Origin of the sequence: Mycobacterium persicum (assembly GCF_002086915.1) — a bacterium.
GTDB lineage: Bacteria > Actinomycetota > Actinomycetes > Mycobacteriales > Mycobacteriaceae > Mycobacterium > Mycobacterium persicum.
This window is the reverse complement of the sequence record NZ_MWQA01000001.1, coordinates 3,959,875-3,973,192: the sequence shown is the minus strand read 5'-3', so window position 1 is coordinate 3,973,192 and position 13,318 is coordinate 3,959,875. Positions and strand designations below refer to the sequence as shown.

Genomic DNA, 13,318 nt, shown 5'->3' with positions numbered 1-13,318 from the left:
AATTACGCGGACTGCCACCCGATGAGGTCACCGCCGGACAAACAACCTACGACCTGCGCCGACTCAAATCCCGGGGCATGATCACCCGCATCCCGCACAGCAACCGCTACACCGTCACCGACCGTGGCCTGCACACCGCCCACTTCTTGACCTGCGTGCATGACCGCTTCCTACTCACCGGCCTGGCCCACCTCTCCGACCACACCACGGCCCCTCCGCTACAGCAAGCTTCTCGCGCCTACAACGCAGCTCTCCAAACCCTCAGCCACACAACACTACTCGCCGCCTAGCACCAAACGTGCAGCGTTATGGCGTCAAACTTGACTCGAAATTCCGGCTGCGCCGGATCTAGCCAAGCTAGGGGTGCCGGGCTGCCACCTAGACTGCCCCCCTGTGAGCAAGAGTCCGCTGCGCCGGCTGGCCGAACAGATCTCGCTGGCCACCATGCGGCCACCGGTGTCGCCGCAACTGCTGGTCAACCGGCCCGCGATCAGGCCGGTCAACCTCGACGGCAAGCGGATCCTGATCACCGGTGCCTCCTCGGGCATCGGCGAGGCCGCCGCCGAGCTGTTCGGCCGGCAGGGCGCGACCGTGGCCGTCGTCGCCCGCCGCAAGGACTTGCTGGACGCCGTCGCCGACCGCATCACCACATCCGGCGGGGCGGCGATGTCGATGCCCTGTGACATCTCGGACCTGGACGCCGTCGACGCCCTGGTGGCCGACGTGCAACGGCGCATCGGCGGCGTCGACATCCTGATCAACAACGCCGGCCGGTCAATCCGCCGTCCCCTGGACGAGTCGCTGCAACGCTGGCACGACATCGAGCGGACCATTGCGCTGAACTACTACGCCCCGCTGCGGCTGATCCGCGGACTGGCGCCAGGGATGCGCGAGCGCGGCGATGGCCACATCATCAACGTCGCGACGTGGGGCGTCTTGTCGGAGTCGGCGCCGCTGTTCTCCGTATACAACGCGTCCAAGGCGGCGCTGTCGGCGGTGAGCCGAACCATCGAAACCGAGTGGGGACGCGTCGGGGTGCATTCCACGACGCTCTACTACCCGTTGGTGTCTACTCCGATGATCGCCCCGACGAAGGCGTACGAGGGAATGCCCGCGCTCACGGCGCGGGAAGCCGCCGACTGGATGGTGACCGCCGCGCGGACTCGGCCGGTGCGGATCGCGCCGCGGATCGCCCTGGCGGCCAAGGCGCTCAACACCATCGGGCCCCGCTGGGTCAATGCCCTCATGCAGCAACGCAACGAACACCTCAACGGCGATTAACTCAGGAGGGTGCCATGACCGACATCTGGACCACCATCGCGGCCGAGCGTGGAGCGCTCGCCGACGACCTCGCCAGGCTGACGCCGGCACAGTGGGACACCCCGTCGCTGTGCACCGGATGGACGGTGCGCGACGTCGTCGCGCACCTGTCGGCGACGGCCGCACTGAATCCGGCCACGTTCTTTCTGGCGCTGGCCAGAGCCGGGTTCAACTTCGACAAATTCGCCGAGGGCCAGATCGCCAAGCGCCGCGGCCCCGACCCGGCCGCCACCCTTGAGGAGTTCCGCCGCTTGCGGCATTCCACCTCCGCCCCACCCGGGCCGACGACGTCGTGGCTCGGCGAGGTGGTCGTGCACGGCGAGGACATCCGCCGTCCGCTGGGCATCTCGCACGCCTACCCGCCCGACGCGGTTGCGCAGGTGATCGACTTCTACAAGGGCTCCAACATGCTCATCGGCTCCAAGAGCCGGGTGTCGGGGCTGGCGCTGCGGGCCACCGACCACGACTGGCAGCACGGACAGGGTGACGAGGTCAAGGGCCCGCTGCTGTCGCTGCTGCTGGCCATGACCGGCCGGGTGGCCGGCTGCGACGACCTCACGGGCCCCGGCGTGCCGACCCTGCGGAGCCGATGCGCCGCCAACTGACAAGTGATAGACACGACACCATGGAAATCCTGGCCAGCCGGATGCTGCTGCGGCCGGCCGACTATCAGAAGTCGCTGAGCTTCTACCGCGACCAGCTGGGGCTGGCCATTGCCCGCGAATACCCTTCGGGCACAGTGCTTTTCGCTGGCCAGTCGCTGCTCGAGCTGGCCGGCTACGGCGAGCCCGACCACTCCCGCGGCCCGTTTCCCGGGGCGCTGTGGCTGCAGGTGCGCGACCTGGACGCCACGCGGGCCGAATTGGCCGGCCGGGGGGTGCCGATCGCTCGGGAGCCGCGACACGAACCGTGGGGACTCTACGAGATGCAGGTGACCGACCCGGACGGCATCACCTTGATCTTCGTCGAGGTGCCCCCGGGCCACCCGCTGCGCAAAGACACCCGAGGTGAACGCGGCGGAACACCGGGTTAACGGTTAAGTAATATCTGGCGACGAGTGGCGGTACACCTGTATTTCGCGTACTCAGCTATTCGACAGCGGATCAGCCCAACTACCAGAATCAGGTGCCGTGAGCCTCGACTTGTTCCTGTTGATTATCGTCGTGATCACGGCGTTGGCGTTCGATTTCACCAACGGTTTCCACGACACCGGCAACGCCATGGCCACCTCTATCGCCAGCGGCGCACTGGCGCCCAAGACAGCGGTCATTTTGTCGGCGGTGCTGAACCTGGTGGGCGCGTTCTTGTCCACCGCTGTCGCGGCCACCATCGCCAAAGGTCTGATCGACGCGAACCTGGTGACGCTGGAGTTGGTGTTCGCCGGCCTGGTCGGCGGCATCGTGTGGAACCTGCTGACCTGGTTGCTGGGCATCCCGTCGAGTTCGTCACACGCCTTGATCGGCGGCATCGTCGGAGCCACGATCGCCGCCGTCGGCGGTCACGGCGTCATCTGGAGCGGTGTGGTGTCCAAGGTGCTCGTGCCGGCCGTAGTGGCTGCGCTGCTGGCCACGCTCGTCGGGGCGATCGGCACCTGGCTGGTGTACCGGGTCATCCGTGGCCTCCCGGGCAAGCGAACCGAAGCCGGGTTCCGGCACGGTCAGATCGGCTCGGCATCACTGGTTTCGTTGGCGCACGGCACCAACGACGCCCAGAAGACGATGGGTGTGATCTTTCTGGCCCTGATGTCCTACGGCGCGGTCAGCAAAACCGCCACCATGCCGCCGCTGTGGGTCATCGTGTCCTGCGCGGTGGCGATGGCCGGGGGCACCTACCTGGGTGGCTGGCGCATCATCCGGACACTGGGCAAGGGACTGGTCGAGATCAAGCCGCCACAGGGCATGGCCGCCGAGTCGTCGTCGGCCGCGGTGATCCTGTTGTCCGCACACTTCGGCTACGCGTTGTCGACCACCCAGGTGGCAACCGGCTCGGTGCTGGGCAGCGGCGTGGGCAAGCCCGGCGCCGAGGTGCGCTGGGGGGTAGCCGGCCGGATGGTGGCCGCGTGGCTGATCACGCTTCCGTTGGCCGGCCTCGTCGGCGCGACCACCTACTGGCTCGTGCACATCATCGGCGGATACCCGGGCGCTCTCGTCGGTTTCGGCCTGCTGTGCCTGACATCTGCCAGCATCTGGCGGCGGTCGCGCCAGGCGCGGGTGGACCACACCAACGTCAACGCCGAGTGGGAAGGCAGCCTGACGGCCGGGCTCGACGGGGCGGTCAAACCGGTTCCGCCACCTCCAACAACCACCGTCGCATCGAACGGTCAGCTACCGGACTTCGGTGCCGACGACGCGGTCAAGACCGGTAACGCGTCATGAATCACTGGTTCAACTACGAGGCCACGGCGAAGATCCTGATTGCCAGCGTGCTGCTCGGCGCCGGGCTGCCGGCGCTGTTCGCGCTCGGAGTGCGGCTGCAGGCAGCCGGTTCAGGCACCGTCGGGGCGGTCGGGGACCACGCCGGTCCACGGCGCCCGGTGTTGGTCGCGCTCGGCTGGGCCATCTTCGGGCTGGTGCTGGCGGTGGTCATTGTCGGCGTCCTGTACATCGCCCGCGACTTCATCGCCCATCACCTCGGCTGGAACCTCCTCGGCGCGAAACGCGCGTAGCGTCAGATTGGATCCTGACGTACGGTTTTTCGGCGGGCCTGACGGGAAGTTGTAACAGCGTGAACCGATTTCTCACCTCAATCGTGTCGTGGCTGCGGGCGGGCTATCCCGAGGGAGTTCCACCGACCGACTCCTTTGCCGTCCTTGCCCTGCTGGCGCGCCGACTGACCAACGACGAGGTGCAGGCCGTCGCCAGCGAACTCATCCGCCGCGGTGAGTTCGACCAGATCGACATCGGGGTGGTGATCACCCAATTCACCGACGACCTACCGTCGCCGGATGACGTCGACCGGGTGCGCGCCCGGCTGGCCGCGCATGGCTGGCCGTTCGATGACGCCGCCGAGGACCGGGCATAGCCGTCCTGCGGGCGCTGACCGTCCCCCCGGGCTCCGCCGTCTCACTGCTGCTGCCCGCCCTGCAGCGAGTTCTCGAGGGCGACGGCTCGGCGCTGGTGGTGACGGCGGCACCCGATGAGGCTGCCTCCGCCGCATTGCGGGTGGGGGAAGAGATCGACGACGACGTGGCACTGGTGGTGACGACGTCGGGAACCACCGGTGCGCCCAAGGGCGCATTGCTGACCGCGGCCGCTCTGACCGCCAGCGCCTCGGCCACCCACCACCGTCTCGGCGGCCCGGGCAGCTGGCTGCTGGCCGTGGCGCCGTATCACATCGCCGGACTGCAGGTGCTGGTTCGCAGCGTGCTCGCCGGTCGCACGCCGGTCGAGCTGGATGTCTCCGCGGGCTTCGACGTCACCCAATTGCCCGGTGCGATAAGGCGATTGGACCCGGGGCAGCGATACACGTCGCTGGTGGCCGCCCAGCTGGCCAAGGCGCTCACCGACCCGGCCGCCACGGCGGCGCTGGCCGAACTGGACGCCGTGCTGATCGGCGGCGGGCCGGCTCCGCGGCGAGTCGTGGCAGCCGCGGCGGCGGCCGGGATCAGGGTGGTACGCACCTACGGCATGAGTGAGACCGCGGGAGGGTGCGTGTACGACGGCGTGCCGCTCGACGGGGTCCGGGTGCGGATCCTGGCCGATGGCCGCATCGCGCTGGGCGGCCCGACCCTGGCCAACGGCTATCGCAACCCGGTCGATCCCGACCCGTTCGCCGAACCGGGCTGGTTCCTCACCGATGACCTTGGCGCGGTGGATGATTCGGGCGTGCTGCGGGTGCTGGGGCGGGTCGACGACGCGATCAGCACCGGCGGACTGACCGTGCTGCCGGGGCCGGTGGAGACGGCATTGTCCAGCCACCCGGCGGTGGCTGACTGTGCGGTTTTCGGGCTGGCCGATGACCGATTGGGCCAGCGCGTGGTGGCCGCGATCGTGGTCCGCGCTGGTCGCGCCGCGCCGACGTTGGAGGCATTGCGCGCGCAGGTCGCGCGCACGCTCGATGTCACCGCCGCGCCTCGCGAGCTGCACATCGTCGACGAGCTGCCGCGACGCGGCATCGGCAAGATCGACCGGGCGGCGTTGGTGCGCCGCGTCGCCGGCGATCAAGTCGCCAGCGATCAATAGGCTGAGCGATCGTGAGAATTGCCCGCCGGGAAACGGTAGCCGTCGCGGTCGGGGTCGTCCTGGTGGCAGCCGCCTTCGTGCTGCCGCGGACGAACCTAGGTGTCAAACCGCGCAGCGATATCGGCCTGGAACGCTTCGCCTCGCGGGCCGGCGCGGCACCGATATTCGGCTACTGGGACATCCACGCCAGCTGGGGCACCGTCGCCGCGATCGTCATCGCACTGGCCGTCGTGGCGTTGGGTCCGTTTGTGGTGCAACGGCTTTCGTGGCAGCTACTGACCCTGGGCAGCTGGGTCACCAGTTGCGCCTGGGCGTTCTCGCTGGCGATGATCGACGGCTGGCAGCAAGGCTTCGCGGGCCGATTGACCACCAAGGACGAGTACTTATCGGAGGTGCCGGGCGTCAAAGAGATCCCGGCGACGCTCCGGACGTTCGCCGGCCGGATCGTCGACTTCCAGCCGAATTCCTGGACCACGCATGTCTCCGGGCATCCGCCGGGCGCGCTGCTGACGTTTGTGTGGCTGGATCGGCTCGGTCTGCACGGCGGCGCCTGGGCCGGGCTGCTGTGCCTGCTGGTCGGTTCGAGCGCCGCGGCGGCGGTGGTGGTTGCCGTCCGCGCGCTGGCCGGCGAGCGCACCGCCCGCCGCGCCGCCCCGTTTCTCGCTCTGGCGCCGACCGCGATCTGGGTCGCGGTGTCGGCCGACGGTTATTTCGCCGGCGTCGCGGCGTGGGGTATCGCGCTGCTCGCCGTTGCGGTGCACGGTGGAACGCGGTTTCCCGGGCTGGTGGCCGCCGGGGCAGGCCTGCTGCTGGGCTGGGGCGTCTTCCTCAGCTACGGCCTGATGCTGATGGGGCTTCCGGCATTGGCGGTACTGGCCTCTTCCAGAGACTGGCGGGTGTGCCTGCGGGCGGTGGGGCCGGCCGTGTTGGCGGCGCTGGCGGTGGCGGTGGCCTTCGCGGTGGCCGGATTCTCCTGGTTCGAGGGCTACACCCTGGTGCAGCAACGCTATTGGCAGGGGATCGCCCACGACCGGCCGTTTCAGTACTGGAGCTGGGCCAACCTGGCGTGCGTGGTGTGCGCGATCGGGCTGGGCAGCGTCGCCGGCATCAGCCGGGTGTTCGACCGCGACGCGATCGGCCACCGCTCCGGGTTTCACCTGCTGCTGCTGGGGGCGCTGGCCGCCATCGTCTGCGCGGACCTGAGCATGCTGAGCAAGGCGGAGACGGAACGGATCTGGCTGCCGTTCACCATCTGGCTGACCGCGGCGCCCGCGCTGCTGCCGGCGCGGTCCGACCGGCTGTGGCTGGCGGTCAACGCCGTCGGTGCCCTGCTGCTGAACAGCATCATCTTCACCAACTGGTAGGCGGATACATGGAAGAGTCGGCACTGGCACGTCGGCTCGGCACCACCGATGCGGTGGTGATCGGGCTGGGATCGATGATCGGCGCCGGGGTGTTCGCCGCGTTCGGCCCGGCCGCCCGGGCTGCGGGCGTGGGGCTGCTGATCGGGCTGGCTCTCGCCGCGGCGGTCGCCTATTGCAACGCGATCGCCTCGGCCCGACTGGCCGCGCGGTATCCGGTTTCCGGCGGCACCTACATCTACGGGCGCGAACGCCTGGGACCGTGGTGGGGCTTTCTGGCCGGTTGGGGATTCGTGATCGGCAAGACGGCCTCGTGTGCGGCGATGGCGTTGACCGTCGCCTCCTACACCGTCACCGGGCCGGGGTGGGCGCAGCGAGCCGTGGCGGTCGCCGCCGTGGCGGTGCTGGCCGCGCTGAACTATCGGGGCATCACCAAGACCGCGATGCTGGCCCGAATATTGGTGGCGTGCACCTTTATTGCGCTCGCCGTCGTGGTAATCGGCATTGCCGCGGCCCGGCCCGGGTCCGCCCATCTGATCGAAGGCTGGTCCGTCGTCACGCCCTACGGGGTGCTGCAGGCGGCGGGACTGCTGTTCTTCGCGTTCGCCGGCTACGCGCGCATCGCCACGATGGGAGAAGAGGTCCGTGACCCGGCCCGCACCATCCCCAAGGCGATCACCCTGGCGCTGACGATCACGGTGGCGACCTATCTGGTGGTCGCGGTGGCGGTGCTGTCGGCCGCCGGCCCGGACCGGCTGGCCAGTGCCGCGGCACCGCTGGCCGAGGCGCTGCGCGCCGCCGGTGCCGCGCCGTTGGTGCCGGTGGTGGCAGTCGGCGGCGCGCTGGCCTCCCTCGGTGCGCTGCTGGCGCTGATTGCCGGGGTGGGGCGCACCGCGCTGGCGATGGCCCGTCATCGGGACCTGCCTCGCTGGCTGGCCGCGGTCCATCCGCGCTATCAGGTGCCGCATCACGCCGAGATCGCGCTGGCCGTCGCGGTGTGCGTGCTGGTGGCAACCGTGGATCTGCGCGGCGCGATCGGTTTCTCGTCCTTTGGCGTGTTGATCTACTACGCGATCGCCAACGCCGCCGCCTATACCCTGGCGGGCCGGGGCCGGCGGCGGGCGCTAAGCGTCTTCGGGCTGACCGGTTGTCTGGTCCTGGTGGTCACATTGCCGTGGGAATCGGTCGCCGCTGGGCTGGGCATGTTTGCCGTCGGGCTCGTCGGGCGCTGGGTGGTGCTGCGCCGCCGAACCCGCTGACGGTGGGGTATCCGGCAACGCCCGAGTGCGCCGCCCCGCTGGTGCTGCCCACCTCCCCGGGCGGCTTTAAAGCCCGGCCGCGCGGGTGACCCGGGCGAAGCGGCTGTCCGGGCCGCACGCGTCGCGGACCACCGCGAGGTCGTCGATGACGTCGAGATCGGCCAGTGCCGCCACAGTTGTCGCCTCAATACCGTTGTCGCGCAACGCTTTTAATGTGAGTTCACCGGTGTCCGATTGCGACATCGGGACGCCGCGCAGGCACTCCGCCGCAGCAGGGCTGTGCACTCCGAGCACCCACCAGCCACCGTCGAGTGCCAATCCGAGCACCGCCGGCGCATTGAGTAACCGTCGTGCGCAATCACTTAGCAGTCCGGCGGAAACCTGGGGAGTATCCATGCCGATTTGCAGTACGGGATACCCGTCTGCGGCATCGGCGTGTGCGTTGGCGAGCCGGTCGGCGAAGTCCTCGCCACGTTGCTCGATGACCGTGAAGGCCGCCAGCCGTTGCCGGATGTCGTCGGCGTTGGCCGCCCCGTCCAGGTCACCGGTGAGCGCCACCACCCGCGCGGCCACCGGCGCCGCCGCGACCGCGTCGAGCGTGTCCAGCAGCGCCGCCGCGGCGATGTCGGCGGCGATCCGGTCACCGATCGTCGCGGCCAGCCGCGTCTTGGCGAATCCGGGCTCCGGCGCCTTGGCGACCACCAGCACCGTGACCGGCAGCACGCTCACGAGATCACCTTCCAGAAGTCCAGAATCGCGATGATGCTGCCCCGCAACGAACCGCTGACCTTGGATTTGCCGCCCGTCCGGGGACCGTAGCTGACGTCGAGTTCGACCACGCGCCAGCCGGCTGCCGCGGCGCGGACCAACAGTTCCAGCGGATACCCGGACCGTCGATCGGCGACGCCCAGATGCAGCAGCGCCTCGCGCCGAGCCACCCGCATGGGCGCGATGTCATGCACCGGCAATCCGTGGCGGGTACGCAGCCGCCAGCTCATCACTACCGTGCCCAGCCGCGCCACCCAGGGCCAGTGCAATCCGCGAACCGGGCGACGTCGACCGGTTACCAGGTCGGCGCCCCGCTCGAGTTCGGCCACCAGCCGGGGCAATTCACCGGCATCCATCGACCCGTCGGCGTCGATCACCGCCACGATCGGGGTTGTCGCGGCTTCCACGCCCGCATGCACCGCAGCGCCGTAACCTGGCCGCGGCTCGGTAACCACCTGCGCGCCGTGGCGGCCGGCAACCACCGCGGTGTTGTCGGTGCTGTTGTTGTCCACCACCAGCGACCGATAACCGGCCGGGATCGCGGCCAGCACCGCCGGTAGCGACTCTTCCTCGTTCAGACAGGGCAGCACCACAGTCACCGCATCGCCGGGCATGCCCTCCGACCTTAGGCGAAGCCGCGACCGGGATCAGTGGCCGGAGTGGCCGCCACCGCTACTGCTGCCGCTACCACCACCGCTGCTGCCGCCGCTACCACCACCGCTGCTGCCGCCGCTGCTGCCGCTACCACCACCGCTGCTGCTGCCGCCGCTGCTGCCGCTACCACCACCGCTGCTGCCGCCGCTGCTGCCGCTACCCCCACCGCTGCTGCCGCTGCCGCCGCCCCCGAGGGGCGGCTGCGGAGCCGGAGCCACCGTCTGCGGCGCCTGCGGGGCCACAGTCTGCTGCTGGGTTGGTGCCTGCTGAGTTGGTGCCTGCTGGGTTGGTGCCTGTTGCGTTGGCACTTGCGTCGGCTCCTGGGTCGGCTGTTGCGTCGGCTGGGGAGCCACGGTCGTCGGAGCGACGGTGGTCGGCGGAACGGACGTCGGAGCGACCGTCGTGGTCACCGGAGCCATCGTCGTGGGCGGCGTGGTCACCGGTGTGGTCGGCGGCGTGGTCACCGGTGTGGTCACCGGTGTAGTCGGCGGTGTGGTCGGCGGCGTGGTCACCGGTGTAGTCGGCGGCGTGGTGGGTGGGGTCGTCGGCGGTGTCGTGGGTGGCGTCGTCGGCGGCGTGGTGGGTGGCGTGGTCGGCGGAGTCGGCACTCCCGGCGACCAGCCCGGCCACGGCGGAATGATGACGGGAACCGGGATCGGAATTGGTGCGGGCACGACACCGGGAGGCGCCGGGGCCGGTGCAACCGGCTCCCCGCCCGTCGCGGGCGGCGTCTGCTGCCGAGGAACCACGCCCTGGACGGCCGGGACGGTACCTCCCTGGAAGCCCGCGGTGGGGTTGTCGATAGGTGGCGGTGGGACCGGCGCCTGCTGTTCCGTCGGCAACAGCGGCATGAACTTGCCCGGCTGCGCGTTCTGGTAACCCTGGACCGGCTGCGACGCCGCGGTCGGCCGGATGGCAACCGCCACCGCCACCGCCAGCGAGGCGAATCCGATGATCATGAATGCCACCACGGCATTGCTGATCAGCAACGACCGGGAGTTGAGCCGCGGACGGCCCGAGGCGGCCGCCTCGTCGTCGCCATAGTCGCCGTAGTCGCCGTACTCGCCATAGTCATCGTCATAGTCGTCATAGGCGCCCGCAAAGTCGTCGCCGGCCTCCGAGTACGCCAGCTGGGCATCTGCTGCCTCCCCCGCCGGCACCGCGGCCGGCGGGAGGAAAGTCGTCGCGTCTGCGGCCACGGCCGGCTGCGCCATCGTCGAACCCGACGCGCCCGCTGCCGCCCCGGCAACCAACGCCGCGCCACGGGCCAGGGCGAACGTCGGATCGTCGACAGCCTGCACCCGCATCGTCGAGGCGGCCTGAAACTGGTCGGCCAGCACCGAGGTCTGCTCGGCAGAGGTACCCACTAGCAAAACCTCACCGGGAGCACCCGACTGCTCATCCAGCCGCGCCATCAGCGTGTCGAAGGTCGCCGTGGTGTCACCCTCCACCGGCGCGGCAGCCAGCACGGTCGGCGGCGCGTCACCGGCACCGGCGACCGACAAGCTCGCCGTCTGCTCGCCGACCAGCAACACAGCCGAGTCCGAGCCCTGCGCACCCAAGAGCGCGGTGGCAGCCTCGGACTCCGACAACACCTCCACGTCGTGGACCCCGGAATGGACCAGAGCTTGCCGCAGTTCGTCGGCTTTGCCGTGATCCGGCCAGCACAGCCGGGTGGCGACCAGTCGGTGACCCTCGTCGGCCAGCAATCGGTCCGTGCCGGCCACCGTCTCGGTCAACACCGAGATGGGCTCATCGGCCACGTCGACCGAGGATTGGTCGATCACGGCGGCACCCCCGGAGCCGGCCCCGACAAGCGCTAACCGCGCGACCGGACCCGCGACCGCGACCCCCAACACGACGTCCATTTACGGTCTCCTTCAGCTGGCGACCCCACGGCCAGCAATGTCCGGCATCATTAGACTGCGATACGGTCGGCAGTATTCATCTTTTCAGGCGACAAACGCAGCGTAACTGGATTTCCGAAGGGCTGGGTCACACCCGAAAACCCTGCCACCTGCCGCGTCGTCCGAATGGAGGATATGTTCGCAATCCAACAACGCCGAGCGCCCGGCAGGGGGTTCCCTCGCCGCCGCGCCGACGCCGAGGCAGCCGCAACCGATCTCGATCCCAGGGAGGCATCGTGAGCCTGAGCAGCGACGACACGCCGACCGGCCCGATCATGGGCGCGCAGCCGCCGGCCCCGCCCGGTCAGGCCCGGGACTCGCTACGAAGGTGGAACATCAACCGGGACCTGGCCGCCGGTGTGCTGGTGGTCAGCGCGCTGTTCTTCCCGTGGAATCTGTATTTCGGCTTCCGGATTCCGGGCAGCAGCAAAATCTTGTTCGGGGTCCTGCTGCTGGTGACGCTGCTGTCGCTGACGGCAGCCGTCGTGCCGTATCTGGGTAAGCCCGATCCTGGCCGGGCAGGACGGGTGCGTCTGGGCCTCAACATCCCGTATCTGCTGCTGGTGTTGGCGTTCGTCGTCTACGACGCGTTCCAAACGATCCGGTTCGGTGGCACCGTCAACGTGCCCGGCGGTGTCGGGCCGGGCGCCTGGCTGGGAACCGCCGGCGCGGTGCTCAGCGCGCAACCGTCAATCACCGCCACGATCGCCGACGATGACAAACACCGCAACTGGTTGCTGGCTGCCCGAATCATCGGCTATGCGTCGATGTTCGGCGCCGCCCTCAGCTCGGGTTTCAACCTTGTGTGGCGGGTGCGATACGCGTTGCATCCCGCTGGGGCCGCCTCCGGGTTCGGCAAGCAGAACATCGTGGTGATCGACACGGCGGTGGTCTATGGCATTGTCGCGCTGGTTGCGGTGCTGGTTGCATCCCGGTGGATGCTGAAGGGCACCGAAGACTACCGGCTGTCCACGATTGCGCTGGGAGCCTCGGCGCTGGTCGCCGGAGTCATCGTGTGGATCCTGCCGGTGGGCCGCGAAGTCGACGCATTCCACGGCATCGCGCAGAACACCTCGACGGCCGGCGTCGGATACGAGGGGTTTCTGGCGTGGGCGGCCGGCGCCGCCGTCTTCGCGCCGCTGACCTTGGTGCGACCCCCGGGCGGCCGGCCGATAGCCAAGGCCGTCTGGCGCGCGGCGGCCCGCAACGGCTTGCTGCTCATCGCCGCGTGGTGCCTGGGTTCGGTGGTGATGAGGCTGACCGACCTCACCACGGCGGTGATGTTGGATTACCCCTATTCGCGCTATGACACCATGACGCTGGCGGGCTTCGATCTTGTCACCGCGGTGCTTGCGATCTGGCTTCGACTCAACCTGACAAACGATGCGCTGCCCGGCCGGCTGATCTCGTCGCTGTCCGGATTTCTGTTCGCGCTCAGCGTTTCTCGCGTCATCCTCGGCGTCGTCCTGGCGCCACGATTCGCGACACCGCCCGGCGCCCCGGCGAACCCGGTCTATGGCAACAACCTGGCCCAGCAGATCAGCAGCGTCTTCGACGTGACGCTGTGCGGCCTGGCCCTGGGCATTCTCGCCGCCGTCCTGATCGCCCGGCGGCAGCGCCCGCCGCGGCGAATGCGGTCACATCCGCGACGCCCCCGGTCTGGTCGGCTCCGCACCCCACCGGACGGGCGGCCCGCGCTGCCGTCGGAAGCGGAGACGGCCCGGTTCCGGACACCGGAGGCGGTCCATGACGCGCCCACCACCGTCCTGTCGGCGCCGGGGCCGTCCCCCCGGATCTTCCGGTCAGCCGAGACGACCGGGCCCGTGCGCCCGAAGATCTACCGTCCGCCAGGCGACTCGCAGTAACGG

13 protein-coding genes and 1 pseudogene are annotated in these 13,318 nt (G+C 69.5%); 11 read left to right on the top strand and 3 right to left on the bottom strand.

All coding sequences use genetic code 11. The features are described 5' to 3' along the window. From B4U45_RS18145 to B4U45_RS18100, 10 genes and pseudogenes are all read left to right on the top strand, one after another. Positions 1 to 290: pseudogene (locus tag B4U45_RS18145) on the top strand (hypothetical protein); the annotation flags it as partial. A gap of 103 nt (positions 291 to 393) precedes the next feature. Further along, the gene (locus tag B4U45_RS18140; protein ID WP_075546895.1) at positions 394 to 1,281 is read left to right on the top strand and encodes an SDR family oxidoreductase; all 888 of its coding nucleotides are present in this window, start codon (positions 394 to 396) and stop codon (positions 1,279 to 1,281) included. Between the two features lie 14 nt (positions 1,282 to 1,295). Next, positions 1,296 to 1,925, top strand: a complete 630-nt coding sequence (locus B4U45_RS18135) for a maleylpyruvate isomerase family mycothiol-dependent enzyme (protein WP_075546896.1) — start codon at positions 1,296 to 1,298, stop codon at positions 1,923 to 1,925. A gap of 20 nt (positions 1,926 to 1,945) precedes the next feature. After that, positions 1,946 to 2,353, top strand: coding sequence for a VOC family protein (locus B4U45_RS18130; RefSeq protein ID WP_075546897.1), 408 nt, complete (start codon positions 1,946 to 1,948; stop codon positions 2,351 to 2,353). A gap of 97 nt (positions 2,354 to 2,450) precedes the next feature. Then, complete coding sequence (locus B4U45_RS18125; RefSeq protein WP_075546898.1) at positions 2,451 to 3,695, top strand: inorganic phosphate transporter; 1,245 nt, start codon at positions 2,451 to 2,453, stop codon at positions 3,693 to 3,695. Further along, positions 3,692 to 3,985 carry a hypothetical protein gene (locus B4U45_RS18120; protein ID WP_075546899.1) on the top strand — a complete coding sequence of 98 codons (294 nt, stop codon included), beginning with the start codon at positions 3,692 to 3,694 and terminating at the stop codon, positions 3,983 to 3,985. The genes B4U45_RS18125 and B4U45_RS18120 overlap by 4 nt, the downstream gene beginning before the upstream one ends. Positions 3,986 to 4,044: 59 nt before the next feature. Beyond that, entirely contained in the window at positions 4,045 to 4,341 is a 297-nt protein-coding gene (locus B4U45_RS18115) for a DUF3349 domain-containing protein (RefSeq protein ID WP_075546900.1), read from the top strand. A 59-nt stretch (positions 4,342 to 4,400) separates the two neighbouring features. Beyond that, positions 4,401 to 5,501, top strand: a complete 1,101-nt coding sequence (gene menE / locus B4U45_RS18110; RefSeq protein ID WP_371686805.1) for an o-succinylbenzoate--CoA ligase — start codon at positions 4,401 to 4,403, stop codon at positions 5,499 to 5,501. An 11-nt stretch (positions 5,502 to 5,512) separates the two neighbouring features. Further along, on the top strand, positions 5,513 to 6,865 hold the full coding sequence (locus B4U45_RS18105) for a hypothetical protein (RefSeq protein WP_075546902.1): 1,353 nt from the start codon (positions 5,513 to 5,515) through the stop codon (positions 6,863 to 6,865). 8 nt (positions 6,866 to 6,873) lie between these two features. Next, a complete protein-coding gene (locus B4U45_RS18100) occupies positions 6,874 to 8,121 on the top strand; it encodes an APC family permease (protein WP_075546903.1) in 1,248 nt (415 codons plus the stop codon). A gap of 66 nt (positions 8,122 to 8,187) precedes the next feature. Here B4U45_RS18100 and B4U45_RS18095 read toward each other — a convergent pair whose 3' ends face one another. From B4U45_RS18095 to B4U45_RS18085, 3 genes are read right to left on the bottom strand one after another with little or no spacing between them, the layout of a single operon-like run. After that, entirely contained in the window at positions 8,188 to 8,850 is a 663-nt protein-coding gene (locus B4U45_RS18095; RefSeq protein WP_075546904.1) for a TIGR04282 family arsenosugar biosynthesis glycosyltransferase, read from the bottom strand. Further along, complete coding sequence (locus tag B4U45_RS18090) at positions 8,847 to 9,503, bottom strand: glycosyltransferase family 2 protein (protein WP_075546905.1); 657 nt, start codon at positions 9,501 to 9,503, stop codon at positions 8,847 to 8,849. Before B4U45_RS18090 ends, B4U45_RS18095 begins: the two co-directional genes overlap by 4 nt. Before the next feature lie 33 nt (positions 9,504 to 9,536). Further along, complete coding sequence (locus tag B4U45_RS18085) at positions 9,537 to 11,411, bottom strand: DUF7159 family protein (RefSeq protein ID WP_122526369.1); 1,875 nt, start codon at positions 11,409 to 11,411, stop codon at positions 9,537 to 9,539. 314 nt (positions 11,412 to 11,725) lie between these two features. On the opposite strand from B4U45_RS18085, the gene B4U45_RS18080 reads away from it, so the two are divergent. Then, positions 11,726 to 13,315 (top strand): DUF7937 domain-containing protein, encoded by a 1,590-nt coding sequence (locus B4U45_RS18080; RefSeq protein WP_116671240.1) that lies wholly within the window; start codon positions 11,726 to 11,728, stop codon positions 13,313 to 13,315. Positions 13,316 to 13,318: the final 3 nt, after the last annotated feature.

What these genes read in the sequence shown, in the direction of transcription:
- B4U45_RS18090 (WP_075546905.1), bottom strand. Translation starts at nt 9,503, where the DNA reads ATGCCCGGCGATGCGGTGACTGTGGTGCTGCCCTGTCTGAACGAGGAA.
- B4U45_RS18085 (WP_122526369.1), bottom strand. Translation starts at nt 11,411, where the DNA reads ATGGACGTCGTGTTGGGGGTCGCGGTCGCGGGTCCGGTCGCGCGGTTA.
- B4U45_RS18120 (WP_075546899.1), top strand. Translation starts at nt 3,692, where the DNA reads ATGAATCACTGGTTCAACTACGAGGCCACGGCGAAGATCCTGATTGCC.
- B4U45_RS18080 (WP_116671240.1), top strand. Translation starts at nt 11,726, where the DNA reads ATGGGCGCGCAGCCGCCGGCCCCGCCCGGTCAGGCCCGGGACTCGCTA.
- B4U45_RS18135 (WP_075546896.1), top strand. Translation starts at nt 1,296, where the DNA reads ATGACCGACATCTGGACCACCATCGCGGCCGAGCGTGGAGCGCTCGCC.
- B4U45_RS18130 (WP_075546897.1), top strand. Translation starts at nt 1,946, where the DNA reads ATGGAAATCCTGGCCAGCCGGATGCTGCTGCGGCCGGCCGACTATCAG.
- B4U45_RS18100 (WP_075546903.1), top strand. Translation starts at nt 6,874, where the DNA reads ATGGAAGAGTCGGCACTGGCACGTCGGCTCGGCACCACCGATGCGGTG.